The following is a 26205-nucleotide window of genomic DNA, read 5'->3' as shown; positions in this document are numbered from 1 at the left end:
AATTACAAGTTCAACTCTTACAAAAAACGTGATAAAAAATAACCAGCGGAACTAGTCCACTGGTTATTTTGCCACGCCTTCATGTAATTTTTCTGTATAATCTTTTACGTCTTTCCAGCTATCTTTTGCTGTATGTAAATCTTCTTTTATAAACGTAAACTCTTCAGGAGTAATTCCTTTTACGTTTTGTAATAAGTTATTATATTTTGCCCCTACTGTATACCATTGATTTGATATGTTTTGCAGTGCTGTAATTGCTGCATCAATCGTTTCAGTCATATTTGTTGTTTTATTTTTTACATCTGTCAAAATTGCGACTTCTGCTTGCGCTCCAGAAATTCTATCTTTTAAATTAGCGATTTCTCGTTCTGCATTTGCGATATCTTTTTTCGCAACCGCAATCATCGGTCCGCCAGCAAGACATGTTATTAGAGCTACGCAAAGTACGCCACCAGCAATAACCATATCATTACTCTTTTTAATCGAATCGTTATATGTATTTATTTGTTGCTCTAGAGCTGGAATACCCGCATTCGTACTTGCCAATATCGCTGTTAACTGATTTGTATCCTCTTTGAAACTATTTGTATCTTTCGCCATTCTATCGCGAAAGGCTTTCAAATCTCCTAATAATACATCTACCTCATTTTGATTCTTTACAATATCCGCATACAATTTTTCTAAATCCGCTTTTAACTTTACGCTATCTTTTTGATCAATCGCAGTTAGCATGCTATTATAATACCCTTGAAAAGTATTATTGTAATTAATAATATTTTGATCCGTTTTCATAATTTGCGGCTTCATATGATCTAACCAATACGCCGCGTTAATTTTTGCATCTCGTTGGTGCTGAATCATATTTCCTTTAAACTCACTATTAATCGAACTTATTTTACTCAAATCCGTCTCTTGTTGATTTTGAATTAATTTTGCATATGAATCCATTGCAAACATGCTTGATGTCGTTTGTGCCATTACATCTTGGAATCCAGCTGGTCCAAGAGAATAGTTTTTCACATTTTCTTGTAGCACCTTTACATTTTGTTCTGCTGCAAAAGGATGTAAAGGAAATGCATTACTCGTTGCCACCCCAGCAATCATTAACGTTAAAAGACATTTTTTATAAAATCGTTTCTGCATACTTTTCACCTGTTTTCTTTATAAGGATATCAAAAGCTCCTGCTCACAACTGAACAGGAGCTTCAAATCATTCATCAACACTTAACGCCCTAACGATTCGTATTCGATTATGCTTTTTTCGTATCTACTACTTTAATATCTTCAGCATAAATTTTTTCTGCATAGTCTTTAATGTTTTTCCAGCTATCTTTCGCAATGTTTAAATCTTCTTTAATGAAAACAAGGTCATTCGGACTAATTGAATCTACATTTTGAAGTAAAGAATTGTATTTTGACCCCATTGTGTACCATTGGTTTGAAATGTTTTGCAACGCTGTAATTGCAGTATCAATTGTATTTGTTAAATACTCTGTTTGTGTTTTAATGTTTGTTAATCCTGCTACCTCTAATTGAGCAGTTGTAACTTGTCCTGTTATTTTTTGAATTTCAGCTTGTGCATTATCAAGCTCCTTTTTTGCTAATACGATTCCAGCTGTACCACCGCCTACAGCTGCTGTACCACCTGCAATTAACGCCACTCCTAACGGCGTTCCTGCACCTGTAGCAATAACTACTGCACCACCGATAATTGCAATTGGCCCTAGAGCTGTCGCAACTGATGAACCGATAATAATTGCATTATATTTACTAATTGCTTCATTGTACGTTGTAATTTGATTTTGCAATAGCGGAATTCCAGCGTCTTGACTAGCTAAAATAGATGTAATTTGATTTGCATCACCCTTAAAGTTTTGCGTATCCGACGTCATTTTATTTCGGAATTTCTTTAAGTCTTCTACTAACTGATCTACTTGCGCTTTATTTTCATTAATACTACTTGATAATCTAGTTAATCCTTTCGTAAGCGTCGCTTTATCTTTTGCATCAACCGCAGCAACTAAAGTATCATAATAGTTTTGGAATTTCGTATTGTAATTAATGATATTTTGATTTGTTGAAATAAGCTGTGGCTTCAATACATCTAACCATTGCTTCGCATTTCCTCTAGCTGTATCCTGGTGCTGAATCACTTTTCCTTTTAAAGCAGCATCAACAGACGATACATTTCCAAAGTTAACATTACCTTGTTTAATAATTGTTAAAGCGTACAGATCCATTACTAAAGCGTTTGAACCTGTTCTTTCCATTGCATCTTTTAGGCCTTCTGGTCCTAATGAGTATTCCTCATAGTCATTATAAGCTTTTGCTACCGCATGAACTGGAGCTTGTTTCACTGTACTTTCAGCTGCATACGTATGAGCTGGCATCATGTTTCCTGCTGCAAATACTGCCATAAGTGCTGATAGAGCCATTACTTTATAAGGTTTTTTTGTCATTTTTCTTCTCTCCCTATATCGTTACTTATTTTTAATGTACTTCAACGTTTGTAACGTAATCTTCAAATTGATTCGTTTGTTTATTCATTTCATCACTTACTTTTTTAATTTGGTTGAAATGTTTTTGTAGTAAACTACTATCTGTATATGTGCCTTCTTCAACATTTTTTTGAATTTGGATCATATTATTGTTTAAAACTTTCCAATCCGTTAACAACGTTTCTAATGTTGTAATTTGACGATCAATTAGTTCTGTAAAGCTACTTACTTGATCTTCAACGAATGTAATTTGAGTCGCCTCTGCTTCAGTTTGTGATAATTTTTGAATAAGTGGCAATAGCTCTTTTTGCTTTTGCTGAATGCGAAGAGCTGCTTCCCTCGTTTGACTATCGGCAGCATTTACAATTTCATTACTTAAAGTACCGATAGAAACGAAATCAATTGTTTTCGTTTGTGCAGTTTGATTTGTAATTGTAAATACTTGTTTACCGATATTAATAGAACCTTTAATAATTTCTTGAGGTCTATTCAATATAGTAGTTAGTTCAGCTTGAATTTCCCCTTGAATTCTTTTAATATCTTCTCTTAACTTCACAATATCTCCACTTGATCCTTGTAGTGTTTTTATTGCTTCATCAGCCTTTATTGATAAGTTATTACTATCTTTGTCTAATACTGTTTTAAATCGATTTAGCTCTAATAAATCTTGCTCCATACTCTCTTGGATGCTTTGTACTTGCAATTGTAATTTTCCATATGCGCCTGTAAAATCTGCTTTTGCCTGTTCATTTTCATTTACGTTTTCTGCTAGTTCATAGAGCTTACTATAATAGCTATTAAATCTAGTACTATACCTCATCATCTCTTGATTTAAGTCGATTAACTTCGGATTATATTCATCAATCCACTCTCTTACATTTGCCTTTGCAAATTTTTGATGATTCGTCAAACTACTCATCGCGTTCACCTTAATGTCTGGCTGTTGTAAAATAACTAATCCATATGCTTGTATAAGTGGTGATTGTGATCCTAACATTCTAATTGAATTCGATAATGTATTTGGAGCAATTACATTTTGTGCATATACTGTTTTCACTTCTGTTTGCCCCTCTTTAGCGTAAGCGCTTACAGGAATAAAACAACTCGTAGATACTGCTGTAACCAATAACCCTGTAATTAAAGTCTTTTTCACTTTAACTCCTCCTATGTATTAGCAACTATTACTATCGCATTTTATTATTCTATTTTCTTACCCATAATTTGAGATGGTTAAAATAGAGAACGTTCTCACCGCAATCCATGTATGAACCACCTCTCTCGTATTGCTACAGTACTTACTTATCGTCACAAAACATTTTATTATTTTTTCATATGTGATTAGTATGAATAACATTGTATAAAATTTCTATTTTATAGCAATTTCCACATTCACACAGTGAATATATTACATAAAAATATTATTCATATTAAACTAAATAACGTACGTAAATATGAAATTCCGTTTTGTTTTCATATAAGTTTTATACTGTAAGGTCATTTAAACACAGCTATTTATATAACGTAAAGAAGTATTTTCATTCCTTTTATTTTCAAGCTTTCATGTCTTTATTTTAAAATATAATCCACTTTACTTTTTCAATTGAAATATCCATATATCACAACAAAAACCTCTACTTACTCACAGATATAAAAATTATATCAATATATCTTTCGGATTCGTATGCAATTATGCATAGCGTATACACAAAAAGGATAGCTTCACTTTCGTAAAGCTATCCTTAAAAAACCTTCTTATTTTTTCAAATGATATGGTACTGTTGTAATAACAACATTTCTTTTATAGAGTAAATACGCACGAATGAGTAAACTAGACTGATTATGAAGAATGTTATGCCAACCTTTTTTCGGAATGAATTGTGGTATAACGACCGTAACTCGGTAATTTGATTCACTCGCTTTATACTGTACTGTATCAATGAACTTTGTTAGCGGTTGAATAATACTTCTATAATGAGAATGTAAAGTAACAAGCCTTACTTCAGGTTGCCACTTCTTCCATTTCTCTTCAAATTTCTTTTCCTCTTCCCTGTCAAAAGCGACATATACAGCAATAACTTGATCTGCTGAAAGAGACTTCGCATAGTTCAATGAGTTTTCTACCACATGTGTCATACCAGCTACTGGAACGACAATTACATTTCCTTCAATCGGAACAATCCGTTCACAAGTTTTTAAACTTAGTTGGTCTCCTACTGCATCATAATGCTTCTTAATTCGGTGGAATAAGAAGATAATTACAGGTAAGAAAATAAGGATTGACCAAACTTGTGCAAATTTAGTTAAAAAGAACATACTCATTACGATAAAACTAATGACTGCACCAATTAAATTGACCGTTAATCGCAAAGCCCATCCTTCCGGTTTTTCACGAAGCCATTTTAATACCATACCACTTTGAGAAAGGGTAAATGGAATAAATACACCTACTGCATATAACGGAATTAAATGCTCTGTTTGCCCTTGGAAAGCTACAATTAAAATAATCGATGCGATTCCAAGTATAATAATTCCATTTGAGTAACCTAGGCGGTCTCCTCTAATCGTAAACATTCTTGGTATAAACTTATCTTTTGCAAGGTTTACTGCTAATAACGGAAACGCAGAATATCCTGTGTTAGCAGCAAGGATTAATATTAAAGCTGTTGTACCTTGTATGAAATAGTACATGAAATTACGTCCAAATGTTTGTTCAGCAATTTGTGAAACAACTGTTACTTCTTTACTTGGAGAAATTCCGTAATAATAAGCTAGGAACACAATTCCTGAAAATAAAACTGCAAGTAATGCACCCATTGCAAGCAATGTTTTCGCTGCATTGTTTGGCGCAGGATCTTTAAAGTTCGGAATTGCATTTGAAATTGCTTCAACACCTGTTAAAGCAGAACTACCTGATGCAAATGCTCTTAGTAATAAAAATAAACTAATCCCTGCAACTGGTGTTCCAATCGGCGTGTGTAAAGTTGGTGACACGTGCCCCGTTAAAATATTGTATATCCCTACACCAATTAATATAAATAGTGCCAAAACGAATAAATAAACAGGATATGCTAAAACGGAAGCTGATTCCGTTACACCTCTTAAATTTAAGATGGTAATAAATATAACAAATATAATCGCAATGATTACATTATGTGCATGTAAACTAGGAAAAGCAGATGTGAGCGCATCTGTACCTGCAGACACACTTACTGCAACAGTTAAAATATAGTCAACTAATAAAGATCCTCCAGCAATTAAGCCTGGATTCATCCCTAAATTTTCTTTTGATACAACATACGCGCCCCCGCCATGCGGATAAGCAAAAATAATTTGACGATAAGATAAAATAAGGGCCGTCAATAATACTAATACCCCAACAGCGATCGGAATGGAATACCAATAAGCGATCGCTCCAACACCTGCTAAAGCAATTAAAATTTGCTCTGGACCGTAAGCAACTGATGACAATGCGTCAGAAGATAAAATAGCTAAAGCTTTCGTTTTATTAAGCTTCTGTTCTCCAAGCTCTGTTGATTTTAACGGTCTTCCAATTAAAAATCTTTTAATAGATGAAACCACTGCTGTCCACTCTCCAATAATTTTGTACGAACTTTTCTGCTAGTTATAGCGGATAAACGATTTCTTCAGAAAACAAAAAATGTCTACAAGCCATAACGAAATAGACTTGTAGACATTATTTTTTTTGTCGCACAAGCTCCACCTTCCTTCTCAATATAACGCTTACGAGGTTAGCTGTCGGATTCGGGCCCATGAGTAGCCCTACCTTTTTCAAGGATTCACCCCATTGGATTAAGAACTAATCCATAAGAACGGGTCCCCCGTACCATGCGGTTTCAGCGATTTAGAAAATTGAAACTGTGGATTATAATACTCCTTTATTTTCAAAATGTAAACAAAAATTTTTAAAAAGAAAAAATTAAAATGATTGCGCATAATCCGCCGGTAAATATACATAATGAATACTAAAAAATCGATAAAGGAGATCTATATGTCTAAAGAAAAGAAGCCTATTTTTTCCGATTCCTATTTAGATGCATTAGCAAATGAAATTAATCAATTATACGGTAAACGTGAACAGGAAATAAATTTGACAGATAGAACGAAAAGAAATAAATGATTTGTCATAAAAAAGAAAGCAATACACTTATATATTGCTTTCTTTTTTATTTTTTCATACATCCAATTGTATTGCTGATTTGTTAAAGGTCATTTCTTCATACACTTTCAAATTTTGATATACTGCTCCTAATAATGGTGTTTCTATAGAAATTTGTTCTGCTATATCTAGTAAGTATCCTTGCAAGTGCTTCCCTTCAATAAGCGAACCTTTTTCCATATCACGCTGCATCGATGACTTCATATTATACGAAATTTTATCAATTGTTTTCATATGTTCCTCGGCAATATCATCTTTAATTGGCGCTTCCATAGATCTCATAATTTGTACACATTCTTCAAATAAGTTTTGGATAAAATCGCGTCCACCTTCGCTTTCACGAATCGGTCCTATCGGTGCCCGCATTAATGTCGTCACACCCGACATTACAGTAATAAATAAATATTTATGCCACATATCTTGCATAATGTTTTCACTTAAAATAAAACTAGATTTCGTACCTGCAAATGCTTTTGAAATATGCTTTATTCTCTCTGAATCTTGAGACTTCATTTCTCCAAACACAAGTCTGTTGGCAGCGCTAGTTTGTACAATTTCTCCTTGATCGTTTAACGTCGTCTCGATAAAGCATAAACCGCCAATTACTTTTTCCTCACCGAATTCCTTTTGTAATAGTGATACATGAGCGATACCATTTAACAATGGAATAATCACAGTGTTTTCACCTACAAAAGGCTTCACATCTTGAATTGCCTCGTTTAAGTGATATGCTTTTGTTGAAAATAGAATCACATCAAATGGAGCAGTTTGATCTTCTTTCGTTATTAAATTTGGTTGAAAGGAAAAATCCCCGTTAACACTGCGGATTACAAGTCCTCTTTCCTCCAATTGTTTTTTCCTTTTACTGCGAACAAGAAACGTAACCTCTTCTCCCTTTTCTACTAAGCGACCTCCAAAAAAGCCTCCAACGCCACCAGCTCCTAATACTAAAATACGCATACAACATCCCCCTTTTCAAAATACAATTTTATAACATTCAGTATACATAACATTATACATATCCCCTGCTAAATAAGCTGAATTTTCATTCTTAATCAAGTATAAAACAGTGGTTATTTTCAAATGAATTTGGGCATGTTGTTTTTATAGCATATTTGGAAAGGAAACAATGTAAATGGAGGCAATACATACAATCGAGGAAAAAGATGTAACAACAGCTATATTTCAATTTATATTCCCGTTTTCTTTTAAAACTGGTTATGAACAAAATATGTTCCCTTTCTTACAGAAAAATAACTTTCGTCCTTTTCGACTCGATCATCTTGAAAATGAAAATACATACTATGGAAAGTTTCAAGTTTCACATCAAAATATGGAAGCATACTATCTTTCATTTACAAATAAAATTTTATTTCCTCATTCAGAGCATCAAAAGGGGTTACAGCGCTATTCTAAAGACCTTAACTTAACTGGACATTTAACAACAAATCTTATTTCCGTTCCATTCAACATTCATTCTATTGACGTAACACTTTGTCCTTATGAGCTTGGCTTCTTAACAATTCGGACAGAAGTAGAAACCGCTCCAAACATAACATTATCAGAAGCAATTGAATTTGCGGCCCGTTTCCGTGTACTTGAAACTAAAAATGATACAAACGAGACTATTTGTATTGAATGTAATGGAAAAAAGTATTCCCAAGTGGAAAGATTCATTTTTGGTTATTTATTTCATGGCATAACAGATTTCTTTGAGAAGAAGAGATTAAGAAGTTCTTACTTTCAAACCTTTCCTTTCTTTGAAGATCAGCGAATGTACGTACAAACTTTATTATCTATAAAAGAAGATATGGAACTGAATGAAGTGGATGTTTATCGTACTTCTAGTCTTTCCGGGTTAACAAGTGATGGCAAGGCATATGTGAGTGCATATAATCTGCCTTATATTCATGATTATTTAAAACAACACGCTTACCAAAGATGGGCTCCGAATCGCTATTTCATAATGGAAGAACATATATTCACATGTGTAACAAATGAAGGAGAACGCGAATTTACTAAACTTGCGAGTCAAATGTATGGGGAGTTTTATTACGCTTTATTGTTAAATCTATTTCATAAAATTGTTTTATTGAAAATGGCAAACGCTTATGCTGAATTAAACATAGAACAAGATACAAATGAAATAGAGAAATTAATTTATTCAATTAATTCGTTTACGGCGAATTACTTTTCTTTAGAGCTAGTATCCCAATCACAGAGTGAAGATATTTTCTTCCGCTTAAGAAAGCTTTTTAACATCGAGATACTATACTCGAATGCAAAACAAAATCTTGATAGTTTGTTTAAATATCAAGAAAATGTCGCCTCTAAAAAAGATAGCCTTTTATTATTAATTTTAACGCTCTACTCTGTAGTAGGCCAAATGTTAGGTTTTACTATGATTGATTTGTTAAGAAACACCGATTCAAACAAAATCTCATCGCCACTTGAATTTTTCGCACTTTTAATAGCAATTAGCGGCATCGTCATTTCACTTATTTTAGGTGCGCAAAGTTTATACCAATGGAGTCTACAACATAAACGAAGAAAAGCATGGGTAAAACAAACTGTACTTTCTGCTGTGAGAGAGAAAGACGAGGAGAAGTAAAGAAGGTTATTTTCAAATTACAAATACGCAGTGCACGTTTCAGTAAATGAAATTTTTATCGGCGATTTTTCGATTATATCAGCGCAACTCAAAATATATCAGCGATTTTTAAGATATATCGACTTACCGACAAAAACTGACAAAAACACACATAAAAAAGTACTCCAAATTTTAGTTTGGAGTACTTTTTTACACTATTATAGCTTACTTCCCTGCTTCGATTTTCTCTAATGCAGCAGCTACTTGTTCTTCCGTTAATTCATGTTGTATTACGTAGCGGTTACGTGGGCTTACACGGCATTCGTGAGAACATGCACGTAAATATTTCGCTTCGTTTTCTTCAGAACATAAAATTTTCTTGTTACATTCTGGATTTGCACAGTTTACATAGCGCTCACAAGGTTCACCTGTAAAGTGGTCTTTACCAACGATAACATGTTCTTTTTGGTTTACTGGTACAGCGATACGCTCATCGAACACGTAACATTGTCCATCCCAAAGCTCACCTTGTACTTCTGGGTCTTTTCCGTACGTTACAATACCGCCGTGAAGCTGACTTACATCTTCATAACCTTCACGAACTAACCAACCAGAAAACTTCTCACAACGAATTCCGCCTGTACAATACGTTAAAATCTTTTTGCCCTCAAGTACTTCTTTATTTTCGCGAATCCAATCTGGTAATTCACGGAATGATTCGATATCAGGTTTAATCGCACCTTTGAAGTGACCTAAATCAAATTCATAATCATTTCGTGCATCAATGATAACTGTATCTTCTTGTTTCATTGCTTCATAAAAATCTTTTGGCTCTAAATACTTACCAGTGATTTCGTGTGGGTTAATGTCATCTTCTAAACGAAGTGTAACTAACTCTGGACGAGGACGCACGTGCATTTTCTTGAATGCATGACCATCAGCTTCATCTATTTTAAATACGATACCGTCAAAACGTGGATCGTTGTTCATAGCTTCCATGTATTTCTCTGTTTGTTCTACAGTACCAGAACAAGTTCCGTTAATACCTTCTTTTGCTACAAGAATTCTGCCTTTTAATTCAAGTGAATTACAAAATGCTAAGTGCTCTGCCGCGAATTCTTCTGGGTTTTCAATTGTTGTGTACATGTAATATAGTAATACTCTATATGGTTTTGTAGTTGCCAATGTATTTCTACCACCTATCTAATTTTTAAAATCATGTATAAGTTAACGTTCATATCAAAACATATATAATAAGAAAATGAATCCCATTTCCTTCTCTTTATACTATTTTCTATCAGTTAACAAAAATAAAAAACAAGATTACACACCAAAACACTGTGGTTATGTTGTAATCCCAATATATTATATATCATACAAATGCAATTCCATCAATTAATATGCTATATTATCGGCTTTATGTTCACATAAATTTCAAAAACAGCCCTTTAATTCATTATGTTTCCCCGCCTCATCACACCATAAACTCCCAATTTTTAATAACACCACACCATTCATTGTATAAAGGCATATAATTTGCACTAAGGAAACATTTGTGTTCAAATAAAAAATATAACCTAGTACATTTAAATGTATTGAAATAAAAAATAAGAATACTTACAATAATTTCATCAAGTTAACATTTCAAAGGGGAAAACTACTATGAATAAAGACATATCAAAAGATGAACATGTCCCTTCTCAAAGTACAACTGTTCAATCAGCGCATTTAGCATTAAGCGGACAAACGAAAGGCTTAAAAAGACTATTACCATTCTTAGGTCCTGCTTTCATCGCTTCAGTCGCTTATATTGATCCTGGCAATTTCGCGACAAATATTGCCGCTGGATCACAATACGGATATTTATTACTCTGGGTAATTCTCGCTTCTAATTTAATGGCTGTATTAATCCAAACTTTATCAGCTAAATTAGGAATCGCTACAGGTAGAAACCTTCCTGAAATTGCTCGAGAAAACTTCCCAAAACCTGTTTCCATCGGCTTATGGATACAAGGTGAACTCGTTATTATGGCGACTGATTTAGCTGAATTTATCGGGGCAGCACTCGGATTGTATTTATTATTTGGAATTCCAATGTTACCAGCTGCTTTAATTACAGCTGCTGGATCATTTATTATTCTCGAATTTCAACGTAGAGGCTTCCGTCCATTAGAAGCGATTATAACAGGAATGATTTTTATCGTTGTTATCGCTTTTGGTGTACAAGTCTTTTATGCAAAACCGGAATTAAGTCCTCTACTTTCAGGACTTTTCATCCCAAAATTCCAAGGCGTAGACAGTATATTACTTGCAGCCGGAATTTTAGGTGCGACAGTTATGCCGCACGCAATCTATTTACATTCCGCCTTAACACAGCGCCGCGTAGTCGGAACAAATGATGAACAAAAGAAAAAGATTTTTCGTTTCGAGTTTATTGATATCATTATCGCAATGATTATCGCTGGAGCAATTAATGCAAGTATGTTAATTGTTGCTGCTGCACTATTCTTTAAAAACGGCTTGCATGTCGAAGATCTTGATGTCGCTTTTAACCAGTTTAGCAACTTAGTCGGTCCTGTATCAGCTGCTTTATTTGGAATTGGTCTCTTATCAGCAGGACTATCTAGCTCTTCTGTCGGTACAATGTCAGGTGATATTATTATGCAAGGTTTCATTCGAATGCATATTCCGTTATACTTACGCCGATTTATTACAATGATTCCACCATTAGTTATTATCGCTTTAGGTGTAAATCCAACTTACGCTCTAGTCATGAGTCAAGTCGTCTTATCATTCGGTATTGCCTTTGCATTAGTACCACTTATTATGTTTACAAGTAGTAAAAAAATTATGGGTGCACTCGTTAATCACCGCATAACTACCTTTATCGCTTGGATCATTGCTATACTTGTTATCATTTTAAATATTTTCTTACTGTATCAAACGTTTGTAGGATAATGAAAGAAGAAGGCTGTCTCAAATTTTTGTTGAAGACAGCCTTCTTCTTTTTAAATTATAGATTTTCATCATCCATTTACATGACAGACCGTGCTTTCAACAAATTTTATAAACTCTTCTTCCTCCTCAATAAATGGAAAATGATTACTGTATTCAAATGTCGACATTATCGCATTTGGCATAAGCTCCGCTACTTCCACTGCAAATTCATACGGACACTGCGCATCATAAATTCCAGCGTAAATATGGGCTGGTATATTTACATTCTCTAATTGTAAACGTAAATCAAATGTAGGTAACTCCTTATAAGAAAAATAATCAAGACGCTTTGATACTGTTTTACCGCTGTTCGGTCTAGCAATCATTTCATCATACGCTGATTCATTATATAAAGACATCATTGTCCACTCTTTATTTACGTCACGCCTCTCATCAATTGTAGAAGCTACGTCCCTGAGCACTGCAAATATTTCTCTTAAACGAGCATTTTGATCATTATCTCTACAATAAATACTATTTTTGTGATTCATATACTCGGCTGATGCACATAATCCGCCAGCTATAATTTTTACAAGCCTCTCTGGACACATTATCGCATATTGTAAAGCTAGCATTCCACCTGTTGAATGACCTGCATACGTCCAATCTTTAAAATTCAACGCCTCACGTATCGCTTCTAAATCACGTACTGCATCTACCATTCCCAAATTATATTTAGTGGTGTCATGTGTAGAATTTCCGCATCCTCTTAAGTTTATAAGATACACTGTGTAATGATTCGTAAATGCAGAAGCAAATAAATTACCATTACTATTAAACTCACTGTATAAATGTGTTACACAAAGTGGTTTTCCTTCTCCCTTTTGAAAATACTCAAATTTCCCTCTATCAGTTTCAATATAATATTTCTCCCACATCAGCGCTCCCCCCTAATTACCTCTTATATATTCTCCTCTTTCTGGCATCATCGCACCTTTTTCAGTTTGAAAATACAGCGGCAATCCTTCCGCTAAAAACATACTTACCTTTGATGGGTTCTGCCTTTGATGATGAATATGTAAATGTGGCTCACTTGAACTTCCTGAGTTACCTACCTGAGCAAGAAATTCTCCTTCATTTACATGTTGTCCTTCTTTAACTTTAATGGATCCTTGCTTTAAATGGGCAAGAATTAAATATGTCCCTGATTCATCTAGTCGTATATAAATATGATTACCCGCCATTGATTGAAAATCATCCGATCCAAGCTCTACATCTTTTTCATCATTATTGATGGATACAACTGTTCCAGTAGCTGGTGCCATTACTTTCGCTCCATATATTCCATAATCCTCTAACTTACTACTTTTCACTTCAGCAGGTGGAATGAGAATATCATATGCCCATCGTTCATTCGGTTTGATAACGTGATAGTTCGTTTCTAAACGATCACCGCCCCAGCCAATTAATGCTCGTTCATTCAAAGGAAAGCGCACGACTACTTTAGGGCTCGTAGAATGTACATCTGCCGGGTAAGCAAGTCTACCAATGTTCGCAAACCATCCTAAAGGCCAAGCTCCAATGATAGAGAAAATAACGATGAAGAGTAGCGCTCCATCTATTCGTTGTCTGAAAATTCCTTTCCACACAATTAGTAACGTTACCCCTATTAAAATAAAGAGTGATACTATGCTAAAGGCTTGTATACTCCACCACCCAATGACTGATATAACACCTTTAGCTAAATAAACTATACTCCAACTTGTAAGTAAAAAAGCAACTAAAATTACTAATACATATTTCTTCCACATGTCGTATCCCTACTCTCATATCTTTGTTCTACATGATACGAATTAAAAATTACGACATATAAAAGAAATACTTACGACTTTCTTACAATTCTTTATGCTGCGGTAAAGCGATAGTAAAAACTGTTTCTTTATCGTTACTACGTACAGCGATATCTCCTTTATGAAGTTCTGCTATACTTTTCGCAATTGCAAGTCCCATTCCTTTTCCACCTGTATGAGAGCTGCGTGATTTTTCACCACGATAAAACTTCTCAAAAACATAAGGCAGGTTCTCATCCGGAATACATTGCCCAAAATTTTTAATTTCTATTTCAACATTCATGTCTCTTTTAGAAATTTGAATTACAATCTCCTTTCCGTCTTTCCCGTACATAATACTATTACTAATTACATTTTCGAATAACCTCACCATAAGTGCTACATCCATTTCCACATGTAACTTCTTATCACCTTTCATACAAAAGCTCATATCGGCATCATCTAATTGTGGTACAAAATCAATCATAATTTGTTCCATTAACGCTTTCATATTTACTACACTTTTATGTAATTCAATCTCTCTATAATTTATTTGACAGTATTCTAATAATTCATCAACTTGATTTTTTAATTCATAACTTTTTCGCTTTAATATGCTTACATACTGTTCACATTCTTCTCCATTTGCATGCAGCTTATTTCCTAATAAGTCCGCATAACCGATTAAAGATGTTACAGGTGTTCGTAAGTCATGCGAAATATTACTAATCATTTCATTTTTCATTTCCTGTGATTTTTTTTCATTCTCGACAGACTCTTTTAAACTTTTGGCCATTCTATTTACATTTGCCGCTAGTTCACCAATCTCATCGCTTTTCGAAATAGGTATATGTATTTCAAAATTACCTTCACTTATTTCTTTCACGTTCTTGTTAATTTGAGACAACCTTTTCATCAGCGTTTTTGTCATGAATGCAAAGTATGTTGTAGTAAAAATCAAAAAAACTATAAAATATAAAAATGAATATTTTTCCTCTAAAACATTAACCTGACTATATATATTTCCAACCAAAATTTGAAACACTATTATACTTACAGTCGCTAATAAGATGCTACATATGAATGCGATAAAAAACTTAGCTCTAATGCCTTGTAATGATTTAATCTTCAATTTTATATCCGACTCCCCAAACGTTTTGAATAAACTTCGGTTCTTTTGGATTCTCTTCAATTTTATTTCTTAATCTTGCGATATGAACCATTACTGTATTATTACTTTCATAGGCTCTTTCTTTCCAAACGCTTTCATATATTTCTTCAATAGTAAAAACACGATTCTTCGCAGCCGCCATTAAGTACAAAATATCATATTCAGTTCTCGTAAGATTGATTGTTTCTCCATATAACATTACTGTTCTAGACACTTCATCTATTTCTAAACCTCTAATACTTATTTTCTTTTCTATTACTTGGACAGCATTTTGATTGAAATATGTATACCTTCTTAATTGAGCTTTCACTCTCGCTATAAATTCAATTGTACTGAACGGCTTCACAATATAATCATCTGCTCCCGTACTAAATCCTATTACCTTATCTACGTCCGATGATTTTGCGCTTAAAAACATAATTGGTAAACTATGTTTCTCTCTAATCCTTCTGCACAATTCTATCCCATCCATTTGTGGCATCATAATATCCAAAATAGCAAGTTGAATACTGTTATTATTTATGATTTTTAAAGCCTCTTCTCCGTTATGAGCACTTAAAACTTTAAAACCTTCTTGCATTAAATTCGCATTAACAAATCGAACAATATCTTGATCATCATCTACAATTAAAATTGAGTTTTTCACCATATACAAACCTCTTTTTGAAATATATTCCACAATCAATTTTATCACAAATTAAAACCGTACTTCCCTCTTGAATAATCTTTATTTTCAGACTAGATTATATAATAACAACACATTCTAGTTTCAAAAGAAATGGAGTGAAAGCATGTTTCCTATATTGAAAACCGACCGACTCATTTTAAGAGAACTTACTGAAGAAGATGCACCGAGTATACTACAATGCTTCTCTAATACTGACGTACTGCGCTATTATGGCCAAAAACCATTACAAGATATTGATCAAGTGAAACAAGTCATTCATAACTTTAAACTGAGTTACAATGCAAGAAGCGGTATAAAATGGGGAATTGAATTAAAGGACAAAAAAGAACTCATTGGTACCATCGGTTTTCACGATTGGTCTTCTGAGCATAAACGGGCCAAATTAAGTTATGCCTTTTTACCTGAACACTGGGGAAAAGGATATGCAACTGAAGCTGTTTCTGAAGTTATATCATACGGTTTCCATACCATTCATTTAAAGCGTATTGGGGCAATTGTATTTCTTGAAAATGAAGCTTCTAATAAAGTGCTATTAAAATTAGGATTTGAAAAAGAAGGCGTTCTAAAAAATTATATGTATCAAGATGACATTCCTTATGATACGAATTTTTATTCTTTATTAAAATCGGTTTAATAGAATACATGTGTAAAAAACTTGTTTCAATACAGCAGATATAGGTAGTGAATTTTTAATGAAGGATGCGAAGTACTCTCCATTATAAAACATTAAAGAAGGGCTATGAGTATGCTTTTACTCATGTCCCTTTTTTTATGTTCTTTTTCTGTTTTCGCAATGCTTTTGGTACGTATACGCAGAAAGGCTCACTTTCCATATAATCCCCCGTCATTGCATATGCTCTAGAACGAGATCCCCCACAAACACCACACTTTCCCTTATACTTGTCAGGATTACGAAGATTTTGAAAAACAGGGGAGTTTCGATAGATTTCAGCTAGCGAATTTGTTCTAATATTCCCGGTTTTAATCGGCAATAACCCACTTGGATATACATCTCCAATATGAGAAATAAATACAAAACCGTTTCCATCATTCACCCCTTTTGGAGCACGCCCAAGCCCATCAATTCGCCCCGTTGTTCCATTCATCAATACATCCTGATATTGAATGACCTGATTTTCCTTTTTATGTTCTTTCATTTTTTCTTGAATCACAACACGTCTATAGTGCTGACCAGCTGTTGTTTTAATGTCAAAAGAAACCTTTTTATTAAGTTGATATATCCAATGGAATACCGTTTCATGTTGTGCTGATGAAATCATATCTTTTTCCTTCCCTCGCCCTATTGGAACTAAGAAAAATATACTCCAAAGTACACATTCTAATTCTTCTATTAACACTGCCATCTCTTCAAGTACATCCACATTATAATTAGAAACAACAGTATTAATTTGAATAGGAATTTTTAATTCATGCAAATAACGAATTGCATTCATCGTTAATTGAAATGCCCCTTCTGTCCCTCTAAAATGATCGTGTATTTCAGCTGTTGGTCCATCTAAACTAAATGCCCATCTAACAAGTCCTACTTCTTTTGCTTTTTGAATCGCCTCTTTCGTAACGTTCGGGGTGGCACTTGGTGTCATAGATACTCGAACACCTTTTTTCACTGCATATTCCGCAATATCATATACATCTGGACGCATTAATGGATCTCCACCAGTAAATACAAGCATTGGATTTTCCATTTCATATATATCATCAATTAGTTTCTTTCCTTCTTCAAATGTTAGCTCTAGAGGATGACGATGATACTGTGCTTCTGCACGACAATGCAGACATTTTAATTGACATGCTCTTGTCAACTCCCATATTACAATAAATGGATTATTATTAAAATCAAGCTTCATCAATATTAACCCTCCCATCAATTGATATTCTAATTGTAAAGTTATATATGTATTTATGGTGTGAGATGTATCACAAATCATTCTCTTCCTACCCTACTGTTGATCTAATGTTTCTACCTTCCTCTTCACCAATTACAGAATCTCTTTTTTTAATATAAATACCCCTTTAGACTAAATTATCTAAAGGGGCAAAACTACACAACTTTTTATTAACATCGCGGCTTTCTTCAACTCATCAAATTTAAATTACGTTTTTTAAAATTGTATTTTTAAAGTTTTTCAACATCATTACTTCTTTTCTAAAACCATAAAGAATGTACTATCCGGTAGCGCAACAGCATTCCCAGACTCATCTTTAAACTCGATTTTCTCGCTAAGATGTTGTGTATATCCATCCTGTAAATAGTTCATAGCTTGAACGATGTTTACTTTATCTCCAAAGATACCCTTTACGAAGTCCTTATATTCGTTTGGCGTAAATATTCCAAACTGCTCTTGCACCTCGTGAACGAAGGAATCCTCGCCCCATGTATACGTATATAAGAACTCCATTGCATCGTTAACAGACATTTTGACTGTATTGTCTGCAAGTACCTCATACTGGATTATACGCCCCTTAAATTCATGGGCATACTGCTCTAAGAACTTCATTCCGCCTGCATCTTTAAAATGAATCACACGCATTAACGTTTTATCTTCGGTCATGATGCCATCACGAATGATAATACGACCTCCAGGTTTTAACACCTCATAGGCACTCTGCAGCCCCTTTTTAATTACTTCATGATTGAATTTCTTACCTTCATACTCGATATAAGAGAACAGCTCATGAAGGATAGAAGAATATACAATCGTATCAACCGATTCTTTTTCAAACGAGCTGCTTAAGTTGATTGCATCCCCTTTAATGACGTACCAAGAACGCCCCTCGTTCTGCTTCTTCTTTTTCAACGTATCAATTACGTTTTCAGAAATATCGATACCGTAGATTCGTTTATCCTCGGTCTCTTCTTCGATCATGTCTAACATGACACCGCCACCGGCTCCGACATCTACAATCGTATCTCCCTTTATATAATCAAGAATAATTCGTTTATCATCAGCTGAGCTATTCATATGCTCTAGATACACTTCTTCGTTATGGAATCTATCATATGCATCCTTTCGTAACCCGAAGAAATCAAACAGCAGCACATTTGCCCGAGCATGCATCATATCTATCTTTTCTGCCTCTACACAGAAGGTAATTAACGCCTCACCTACAGCAGAAAACTGAAACGACACATACGCAGTTTTCATATCTTCATCGACTTTAACCTTAAAAGAAACATGCGTTGTATTCGGCTTCTCATTCTCACGGTACTCCCGTAGATACTTCTCAATAACCCGCTTACGATATACGTTGTCCTTTTTCTCGCCTTTGAAATCATAGTGCAACTGCTGCATCAATTTCTCAAAATGTATATGCTGAACCTTTCTAGTGCCTATCTCATTCTTTAACATAACAAACACTGTCCAAATATCCTCGAAGCTAAGAGTATGCATAGACGGTTCTACATACCACAAATCCTTATCGGATAAGAATGTTTGAACGTCACTCTTCTCGCTTCCCATAATTATATCTTTTTCAAATACCGACTCCTTATGTTTTGGCGTGAGTCTATGTATACGAGAAGTAAATGGCTCCATATAACCATCAAACAGGCCATCAATTGTAATCTTCACATCGTTCTTCACTTCACTCCACAAAGCTTTTGATACACCTTCAATAATACATTGGTTAAGATAGTATAGAATCTCCTTTAACCTAACGTCTCCGTATTCTTCTTTATATGTGTTAATTAAATCAACATGAGAGTCCAAACGAGCCTCCCCGCGTATATACTGCCCGATTAATCCATGTGTTCTAATTAAATCTCGAATAAACAAATACTCAGTAGAGTTTAAGTTTGTCTCTACACGTTCAATAAACTGAATATCACTAAAGATATCAGCAGAACCCTCGTTATGTACGAATAGATTAATCCCTTTTTTCTTCCATTGCTCCCGCTGTTTTAAAGATCCTACCTTTGCAAGTTCACTATACGTTAGGACCTTTTCAATAATACGATACGCTTCTTCATCTAAAGGCAGTCCATCTAACACTTGTAGCGTACGGTGTACATAGTACAACACCGCATCTGTTTTCAATGTTCCAAGTACTTGTACATTCTCATAGTTTTGATGTATCTCCTCTGCCTCAATTAAATACTTTAACCATGTAGGGAGAGTATCGGAAAACCCTTCAATGTATTTATTTAGAATCTCAACGTTTTTCAACTTATTTACCCCCATTTATAATCAATATCTGTAGTAAAGTCTGGGCACCTTCTCTAAAAAGACCCTCACCTTATGCCTCCCTTTACCATCTAGAACTCTTTCAAATACAAACGTATCAAACCCAGTCTTTTTCTCTTGTAAAAAAGAGTTATCAAGTTTGTAACACTTTCTTTTGTCCATCTCTTATTTTAACTTCATCAGGAATTTCGGTGGAATAAACAGTAGGACTCAGCGGATCACTTCTTACATTGATAAACATATATTGTTATAGAATCAACTGAAAATGGAAACGGCAAGCGGGTGCACTCCACTTGCCGTTTTTTCATAGCTTAGTATGTATTTGAATTTCTTTTGCTTTCTCTTTTTCACCCTTCACGCGTACAATTAAATCATATGATCCGGATTTTGGAGCTTCAAAAGAAAGCAAACCTTCTTTTTGAGAAGTGATTTCTTCTTCATAAATAACCTTATCATCTTTTGTAACTTGTAATAAAATCGTACCTTCTTCAACAGCTGCTTCATAAGGGATTTCCACATTTCCTTTTTCAGCTTTAAGCGTTTGTACATCGTAATACCCTTGCAACGAACCAATTTTCAAAGTCGTTTCGCCATTTTTTTGAACCTTTGTAACTTGTGTCGCTGTATTGCACGCGCTTAACAATACAACAAGAGTGAGAATCATAAATAAACGTAATGATTTCATAGAAATCCCCCTTTTTTATGTATATGTGAATTAAGATCCATTCTTTAACTATTTCAAAAACACCATCACCTAAAAAGAATTACTGCTTTTCTTCAATTTCTTTTTTAAATAATTTTTGAAACTCTAATCATTAAAAATCCTACTCTTTCTTACTTTAATTGTTTCTAAAATGTAGAAAAGAACCCCTAAACCAAATATCTTTTCAGCATTAGAAATATTATTACCTAATTTAATAATAGGTACATTTAATCCGAATCTTTCGCTCCATTCCAAAGGCATATATCCTCTTTTACAGTTTATTAATATCCGGTTATCCATTGTACGAAAAGAAGTTTCGAAAAAATCAAATTCAACTTCTACTTCAGAAAGTCTTATCTCTTTTTCATTCATTAAAGAACCACGTACCATTCCAAATCCTTGTATCATATTTTCTTTAAACATACCTACACAATTATAATTTGAGTCATAAATAGCCCAATCATAGTTTTCAACTTCACTATGAAAATATGCAAGAATTTCCCCATCCTTTGCTTCCAATCCAATAACTTGCTTGTTTTTTAAAAAAGGTAATTTTGAAGAAATTATATCAGCTGAAACCATAGTTGTTCCTACTATATAGGTCCCATCAGGATTATATAAACCGTAATGTTTATTATTTTGAGGTAATTCTAGTAAAACATAAGTATCAATATCCCAAAACTTCAAATCATTTTTAGCTATATTCTCTTTTAATAAATTCCCTTTTCTTAATTGCCAAAATCCAATTCCCCCAAAAACAAACGAAGCTACAACTATAAATATTATTTCTCCCCAATTAACATCACCCCAACTATTATACAGACAATATAATCCAAAGAGAAAAATCACTGTCCCAATTAAACACTTAAACCGTCCCCTTTTTTTATAATACTCAAATAATTCCACCCAAACACCTCTATCAATCCATCTTAATACCAAAATTACCTTTTAAGTATACCAAGGACAAAATATATAATCTAATATTTTTTGTATATAATTAAAACAAACATAGTTATAGCAAGAGAATGCTTGTATGCTAATCTCCACTGCATTCCCTTATTCCATGTATGCTATATTTCTATTCTTCTTTTTACTTAAACAAACTGCTCGATAGTATTTGTTGCAACTTCTTATGAATGTGTAACTACAATTTTGCACTTCCCTTCTTTATATGCTAGGAACACTACCAAAGGATTTCCCTGCTCCTCTGTAAAAAACCTTACTTTTAAAAAGTAAGGTTTTTTGTATTTATTCATTAGCGATATAAGCATTCTTATAAGTATAAACACCACCAAATTGATGCTTTTCAATTCCCTTTACGTAATCCTTTTGTACATATGCTGAACCAATATGATACAGCGGCGCTACAGCTGCATCTTCTAATAATACCTGCTCAGCTTCTAGCAATGCTCCCCATCGTTTCTCTGGTTCTAGTACGAGATCAGTTTTTGCTTTCTTTATTAATTCATCGTAACGAGAATTAGAGTAATTCATTTTGTTATTCGGATTACCTGTCGTAAATAATTCTAAATAACTAATTGGGTCTTTATAGTCAGGTCCCCAATTTGCCATAGTTATATCGTAATCTCCTATTTGTTCTAACTGTAATTTTTGCTTAAATGGCTGTTGTTTAATTTGTATCGTTAGTCCTTGCAAATGCTTTTCTAAATCACCTTTTATATATTCTGCCATACGTTTTGCATTATCTTGTTCAAACGTTAATAACTCGAGGTTTACTTGTTCTACCCCAAGCTCTTTTTTCGCTTCTTTCCAAATCTTTTTCGCATTTTGCAAATCATATGAAGAAAGATTTCCGTTTTCTTTTCTAAAATCTTTACCAGTCTCTTCATTTATATGACCAGCTGGTACAAGTCCACTTGCAGGTTTTGCTCCGTTATTAATAAAATGAGTAACGAAATCCTCTTTATTTAACGCGAATGAAATAGCCTGACGCACTTTCTTATTTGCTAACGCACTATTTTTTTCATTAAAACGTAGCATAGCAATTGCAGGTTCGCTCGACATATGTAACTCCTTATGCCCTTTATACTTGTCTACAAATTGAGAATTAATAGGCACCCGGTCCAAATTACCAGCTTCGTATAAATTAACAGCGGTCATTGTATCCTTTACAATTTGAAAGTTTATCTCGTCTAATTTCACTTTCTTTTCATCCCAATATGTAGCATTTTTCTTTAATTGAAACTCTTGTTCATGCTTCCATTTCTCTAATACAAATGGCCCATTATATATGAGATTACTAGGTTCTAATGCATAATTCTTTCCTTGTTTTTTCAAAAATGATTCATGCTGTGGTAAATATATAGGTAGTGCTAACAGCTGTAAAAAATACGGGATTGGCTGTTCGAGTTCCACTTCTAACTTATAATCATTTATAACTTTAACCCCAAGTTCATCAAGAGGCATTGTTCCCTTATTTATCTCTTTCGCATTTTTTACATGAAAGAGCATGTACGCATATTGAGACATTGTTTCAGGTTTAATTGCACGTTTCCACGCAAACATAAAATCATTTGCTGTCACACTGTCTCCATTTGACCATTTTGCATCTTTACGCAAATCAAATGTATATTTTTTACCATCTTCACTTCTTTTAAACGATTTTGCTACCGCTGGAATAGGCTGATCTTGATCATCTAATACATACAAACCTTCAAATATGTTTTGCATAACATGTGCTGATGTACCATCCATCGTTTTCGCAGTATCAAGAGAAGGAATTTCTTCAGATACTGTTACATGTAATACTTGTTTTTTTGCCTCTGTTTCACTTTTATTCGCTTTATTATTACAAGCTGTTAATAATAAAGATGTAACAAGTGCCATTACCATTAAATGGCTCTTTTTTCGCTTCATGAGTTGTTCTCCTTAAAAATATAATATTATAAAACGTTATATATTATAGCAGAAATGCTAGCAGAAAGATGCGACATTCTTTTGAATATTTATTCGTTCAAGAAAAAAGTTTTCTTATTTAACAGGGTACGGACTATCTTGGAATCTTTTTGATTTTCAACAAAAAACACATATAAAATAATAAGGTGAATTTTTGGTTATAATTCCCACATATCCAACTGGCCGTCCATCTTTAATTTTAATTACTCTTGTATCTTCTCGCAGCTTATTTACAGCATGTGAAAATAATCATGATCCCGAAGAAGATGAAAAAGAAGGAAACGCAAAAGATTTCAAAGAGTTATTCACTCCTGAAGCGAAGAAAATCGTTGCTATACCATAAGCTACATAATGCTCTCTACTTTCCAGATCCCCATTCCAAAATTTATTCATAAACGTATCTGATACGGTGTTCCATGCAGCAGGAATAGTCTCCCTATAGTTTACAATTGCATCTTTCATATTCAGCCAGGTTTCTTTATCACCTAAGGATATCAGTCCTTCCCACGCATCCACTGCACCATCTACAAACCCAGTAGAAATACCAGTCCATGCAGCATTTAAATCTTTTTTATTGAAAAATGACTCTTCTGATTTTGGAGGGAGTTTTCCACACATGGCTCCTTCTTGAATATCAGAGTCAACTAAATTCCCTCCATACAATTCATCCACTTCTCGGAATTTAACAGCTGCACGTTCTAATTCTACTGCGATTTTATCTAATTCTTGCAAGATGTTATACATCATTGGCTTTGCTTCATTAAACATCTAATAGAAGGGATCACAAACTGCTCCAATTCCTCATTAAAAATTTGGGGCTGTTTTTGTTTTATAAATTTCAATAGTTTTATATTTTCATTCCCGCTAATATGTCATATTTTTTTCAAAATTCCTTAATAAAACCAAAACGAATTGTTGCTTAAATCACACAAAAGAAATGATTTTGCAGAATTAACTCTTCTACTTACACAGATACACGCTACTCACAATCATTTTTTAAGCTCCCCTCATAAAAAATCTATCCTTTCCCTCTTTTTATCAATGTTGGCACCAAAAAAGTTCAAACACAAAAACAGGCTGTGGAGAAAACCTTCTCCACAGCCTAAAAATACCTATCTTTGTAAACCTCGTTTATATCGACTTGCTTCAAATATAATACGCTCTTCATCTAACGTTTTACATTCGCCATTCCAAACGACACGTTTTCCGTTAATGATTACATCGCTTATATCTTTTCCACTAGCAGCATATACAAGATGCGATAATACTTCATCTGCTGGTTGTAAATGAGGCTTATTAGACGGATCAATTGTAATGAAATCAGCGCACTTTCCAACCTCAAGTGATCCTGTTTGTTTCATGCCGATTACTTCAGCCGCTCCTTTAGTTGCAAGTGTAAGAGCTGTTTCAACCGGTAACGCTGTTGCATCTTGGTGAATACCTTTTTGTAGTAAAGTCGCTATGCGCATTTCTTCAAACATATCTAAATTATTGTTAGATGCAACACTATCTGTTGCAATTCCTACTTTCATTCCTGCTTCTAACATCGCTTTTACATTCGCTATACCAGACCCTAGTTTTAAATTACTATTCGGATTATGAGCTACTCGAACGTCATGTTCCGCTAAAAATGCACGCTCATTGTCATTTAATACTACACCGTGTGCAATCACTGTTGGTCGTTTAAACAATCCGCAACTTGCCGCATATTCTACTGGACGTTTTCCGTACTGCGCTTCAATATCACGTACTTCACGCTCTGTTTCGGAAAGGTGAATATGAACCATCGTTTGATTTTCTACTGCAATACGTGCACACTCTTCTAACAGTTCTGTACTGCATGTATATGGACTATGCGGTGCAACCATCGTAGTTAACATACCACTTTCGTTATAGTAACGCTTCACATATTTCTCAGCTTCTTCAATTGCTTTCTTTTCATCCTCTTTCGTTCCGAAGCTAAATAAAGTTCTTGAAACAGCAGCTCGCATCCCGCTCCTTGATACCGTTTCCATAATTGCATCTTGATCTACTCCAATTGGATTAAACATATCAGAGAAAGATGTTGTACCACTTTTCACCATTTCAAGTAATCCTAATTCCGTACTAGCAACCGCAAGTTCTGGAGTAAATTGACTTTCAAGTGGCCAAATTCTTGTCTCAAGCCACGGCTGTAATAACATATCATCACCAATACCTCTTAAGAGACTCATTACAACGTGTGTATGTGTATTGACAAGCCCTGGTAAAACCCATTTTCCTTTCATGTCAATTACTTCATCTACTTCAAAATCATTAGCGAATTCTCCGCTCTTCACATCTATAATTTGATCATTTTCTACAATGATATATCCATTTTCTATCACTTCATTTTGTTCATTCATCGTTACGATTGTAGCGTTTACATAAGTTGTTTTCAAAAGTATTTCCCCTTTCAACTCTATGAAGTTCCCTTTAATAAGTTACCACCATTATAGTAACTTATTAAAGA

General features: G+C 34.1%; 20 protein-coding genes, 1 pseudogene and 1 riboswitch. Of the genes and pseudogenes, 4 read left to right on the top strand and 17 right to left on the bottom strand.

What is annotated here, in order from left to right:
* Nucleotides 1–63 precede the first annotated feature (63 nt).
* From nheC to MR070_RS06950, 4 genes are all read right to left on the bottom strand, one after another.
* Nucleotides 64–1143, bottom strand: coding sequence for a non-hemolytic enterotoxin NHE subunit C (gene nheC, locus MR070_RS06965; protein WP_001172005.1), 1080 nt, complete (start codon nucleotides 1141–1143; stop codon nucleotides 64–66).
* Nucleotides 1144–1250: 107 nt separating this feature from the next.
* Nucleotides 1251–2459 (bottom strand): non-hemolytic enterotoxin NHE subunit B, encoded by a 1209-nt coding sequence (gene nheB, locus MR070_RS06960; protein ID WP_000162993.1) that lies wholly within the window; start codon nucleotides 2457–2459, stop codon nucleotides 1251–1253.
* 31 nt (nucleotides 2460–2490) lie between these two features.
* Entirely contained in the window at nucleotides 2491–3651 is a 1161-nt protein-coding gene (gene nheA, locus MR070_RS06955; RefSeq protein ID WP_000751840.1) for a non-hemolytic enterotoxin NHE subunit A, read from the bottom strand.
* A 599-nt stretch (nucleotides 3652–4250) separates the two neighbouring features.
* Nucleotides 4251–6077: an APC family permease gene (locus MR070_RS06950; protein WP_000254896.1), complete on the bottom strand. Its 1827-nt coding sequence runs from the start codon at nucleotides 6075–6077 to the stop codon at nucleotides 4251–4253.
* A gap of 144 nt (nucleotides 6078–6221) precedes the next feature.
* A riboswitch (cyclic di-AMP (ydaO/yuaA leader) is annotated at nucleotides 6222–6368 on the bottom strand.
* Nucleotides 6369–6507: 139 nt separating this feature from the next.
* Here MR070_RS06950 and MR070_RS27050 point away from each other — a divergent pair.
* Nucleotides 6508–6636, top strand: coding sequence for a hypothetical protein (locus MR070_RS27050; RefSeq protein ID WP_000031869.1), 129 nt, complete (start codon nucleotides 6508–6510; stop codon nucleotides 6634–6636).
* 54 nt (nucleotides 6637–6690) lie between these two features.
* Here MR070_RS27050 and panE read toward each other — a convergent pair whose 3' ends face one another.
* Entirely contained in the window at nucleotides 6691–7635 is a 945-nt protein-coding gene (gene panE, locus MR070_RS06945; protein ID WP_242260907.1) for a 2-dehydropantoate 2-reductase, read from the bottom strand.
* Nucleotides 7636–7810: 175 nt separating this feature from the next.
* Here panE and MR070_RS06940 point away from each other — a divergent pair, with 175 nt between their 5' ends.
* Nucleotides 7811–9286, top strand: coding sequence for a hypothetical protein (locus MR070_RS06940; RefSeq protein WP_242260904.1), 1476 nt, complete (start codon nucleotides 7811–7813; stop codon nucleotides 9284–9286).
* Between the two features lie 204 nt (nucleotides 9287–9490).
* Here the strand turns inward: MR070_RS06940 and trhO are convergent, their stop codons facing one another.
* Nucleotides 9491–10450, bottom strand: coding sequence for an oxygen-dependent tRNA uridine(34) hydroxylase TrhO (gene trhO / locus MR070_RS06935; RefSeq protein WP_000246212.1), 960 nt, complete (start codon nucleotides 10448–10450; stop codon nucleotides 9491–9493).
* Nucleotides 10451–10927: 477 nt separating this feature from the next.
* Here trhO and MR070_RS06930 point away from each other — a divergent pair, with 477 nt between their 5' ends.
* Entirely contained in the window at nucleotides 10928–12223 is a 1296-nt protein-coding gene (locus MR070_RS06930) for an Nramp family divalent metal transporter (RefSeq protein ID WP_070805763.1), read from the top strand.
* A gap of 68 nt (nucleotides 12224–12291) precedes the next feature.
* Here MR070_RS06930 and MR070_RS06925 read toward each other — a convergent pair whose 3' ends face one another.
* The 4 genes from MR070_RS06925 to MR070_RS06910 form a co-directional block, all read right to left on the bottom strand.
* Entirely contained in the window at nucleotides 12292–13140 is an 849-nt protein-coding gene (locus tag MR070_RS06925) for an alpha/beta fold hydrolase (RefSeq protein ID WP_044790441.1), read from the bottom strand.
* A gap of 12 nt (nucleotides 13141–13152) precedes the next feature.
* Complete coding sequence (locus MR070_RS06920; protein ID WP_242260902.1) at nucleotides 13153–14013, bottom strand: M23 family metallopeptidase; 861 nt, start codon at nucleotides 14011–14013, stop codon at nucleotides 13153–13155.
* Nucleotides 14014–14095: 82 nt separating this feature from the next.
* The gene (locus MR070_RS06915) at nucleotides 14096–15163 is read right to left on the bottom strand and encodes a sensor histidine kinase (protein WP_242260900.1); all 1068 of its coding nucleotides are present in this window, start codon (nucleotides 15161–15163) and stop codon (nucleotides 14096–14098) included.
* Nucleotides 15153–15851 carry a response regulator transcription factor gene (locus MR070_RS06910; protein ID WP_242260898.1) on the bottom strand — a complete coding sequence of 233 codons (699 nt, stop codon included), beginning with the start codon at nucleotides 15849–15851 and terminating at the stop codon, nucleotides 15153–15155. Before MR070_RS06910 ends, MR070_RS06915 begins: the two co-directional genes overlap by 11 nt.
* 142 nt (nucleotides 15852–15993) lie before the next feature.
* Between MR070_RS06910 and MR070_RS06905 the strand changes: the two genes are divergently transcribed.
* Nucleotides 15994–16524, top strand: a complete 531-nt coding sequence (locus tag MR070_RS06905) for a GNAT family N-acetyltransferase (RefSeq protein ID WP_242260897.1) — start codon at nucleotides 15994–15996, stop codon at nucleotides 16522–16524.
* 121 nt (nucleotides 16525–16645) lie between these two features.
* Here the strand turns inward: MR070_RS06905 and MR070_RS06900 are convergent, their stop codons facing one another.
* The 7 genes and pseudogenes from MR070_RS06900 to MR070_RS06865 form a co-directional block, all read right to left on the bottom strand.
* Entirely contained in the window at nucleotides 16646–17758 is a 1113-nt protein-coding gene (locus MR070_RS06900) for a TIGR04053 family radical SAM/SPASM domain-containing protein (protein ID WP_242260953.1), read from the bottom strand.
* 288 nt (nucleotides 17759–18046) lie between these two features.
* Entirely contained in the window at nucleotides 18047–20092 is a 2046-nt protein-coding gene (locus MR070_RS06895) for a class I SAM-dependent methyltransferase (protein ID WP_242260896.1), read from the bottom strand.
* A gap of 307 nt (nucleotides 20093–20399) precedes the next feature.
* Nucleotides 20400–20780 carry a BA_1872 family lipoprotein gene (locus tag MR070_RS06890; RefSeq protein WP_000838921.1) on the bottom strand — a complete coding sequence of 127 codons (381 nt, stop codon included), beginning with the start codon at nucleotides 20778–20780 and terminating at the stop codon, nucleotides 20400–20402.
* A gap of 123 nt (nucleotides 20781–20903) precedes the next feature.
* Nucleotides 20904–21704 (bottom strand): ABC transporter ATP-binding protein, encoded by an 801-nt coding sequence (locus MR070_RS06885; protein WP_242260894.1) that lies wholly within the window; start codon nucleotides 21702–21704, stop codon nucleotides 20904–20906.
* Nucleotides 21705–22046: 342 nt separating this feature from the next.
* Nucleotides 22047–23675: a peptide ABC transporter substrate-binding protein gene (locus MR070_RS06880; protein ID WP_242260892.1), complete on the bottom strand. Its 1629-nt coding sequence runs from the start codon at nucleotides 23673–23675 to the stop codon at nucleotides 22047–22049.
* Nucleotides 23676–24038: 363 nt separating this feature from the next.
* A pseudogene (locus MR070_RS06870) lies at nucleotides 24039–24482 on the bottom strand (WXG100 family type VII secretion target); the annotation flags it as partial.
* Nucleotides 24483–24826: 344 nt separating this feature from the next.
* On the bottom strand, nucleotides 24827–26152 hold the full coding sequence (locus MR070_RS06865; RefSeq protein WP_142237735.1) for a bifunctional S-methyl-5'-thioadenosine deaminase/S-adenosylhomocysteine deaminase: 1326 nt from the start codon (nucleotides 26150–26152) through the stop codon (nucleotides 24827–24829).
* Nucleotides 26153–26205: the final 53 nt, after the last annotated feature.

Source organism: Bacillus cereus group sp. BfR-BA-01453 (assembly GCF_022662915.1).
GTDB lineage: Bacteria > Bacillota > Bacilli > Bacillales > Bacillaceae_G > Bacillus_A > Bacillus_A paranthracis.
Note: the sequence above shows the minus strand (reverse complement) of the source record. Positions and strands in the feature narration are given on the sequence as shown.

Bases quoted from the DNA above. Each gene is read 5' to 3' on its own strand.
- nheC (WP_001172005.1), bottom strand. From the start codon at position 1,143: ATGCAGAAACGATTTTATAAAAAATGTCTTTTAACGTTAATGATTGCT.
- nheB (WP_000162993.1), bottom strand. From the start codon at position 2,459: ATGACAAAAAAACCTTATAAAGTAATGGCTCTATCAGCACTTATGGCA.
- MR070_RS27050 (WP_000031869.1), top strand. From the start codon at position 6,508: ATGTCTAAAGAAAAGAAGCCTATTTTTTCCGATTCCTATTTAGATGCA.
- panE (WP_242260907.1), bottom strand. From the start codon at position 7,635: ATGCGTATTTTAGTATTAGGAGCTGGTGGCGTTGGAGGCTTTTTTGGA.
- MR070_RS06940 (WP_242260904.1), top strand. From the start codon at position 7,811: ATGGAGGCAATACATACAATCGAGGAAAAAGATGTAACAACAGCTATA.
- MR070_RS06930 (WP_070805763.1), top strand. From the start codon at position 10,928: ATGAATAAAGACATATCAAAAGATGAACATGTCCCTTCTCAAAGTACA.
- MR070_RS06925 (WP_044790441.1), bottom strand. From the start codon at position 13,140: ATGTGGGAGAAATATTATATTGAAACTGATAGAGGGAAATTTGAGTAT.
- MR070_RS06920 (WP_242260902.1), bottom strand. From the start codon at position 14,013: ATGTGGAAGAAATATGTATTAGTAATTTTAGTTGCTTTTTTACTTACA.
- MR070_RS06910 (WP_242260898.1), bottom strand. From the start codon at position 15,851: ATGGTGAAAAACTCAATTTTAATTGTAGATGATGATCAAGATATTGTT.
- MR070_RS06905 (WP_242260897.1), top strand. From the start codon at position 15,994: ATGTTTCCTATATTGAAAACCGACCGACTCATTTTAAGAGAACTTACT.
- MR070_RS06900 (WP_242260953.1), bottom strand. From the start codon at position 17,758: ATGAAGCTTGATTTTAATAATAATCCATTTATTGTAATATGGGAGTTG.
- MR070_RS06895 (WP_242260896.1), bottom strand. From the start codon at position 20,092: ATGGGGGTAAATAAGTTGAAAAACGTTGAGATTCTAAATAAATACATT.
- MR070_RS06890 (WP_000838921.1), bottom strand. From the start codon at position 20,780: ATGAAATCATTACGTTTATTTATGATTCTCACTCTTGTTGTATTGTTA.
- MR070_RS06880 (WP_242260892.1), bottom strand. From the start codon at position 23,675: ATGAAGCGAAAAAAGAGCCATTTAATGGTAATGGCACTTGTTACATCT.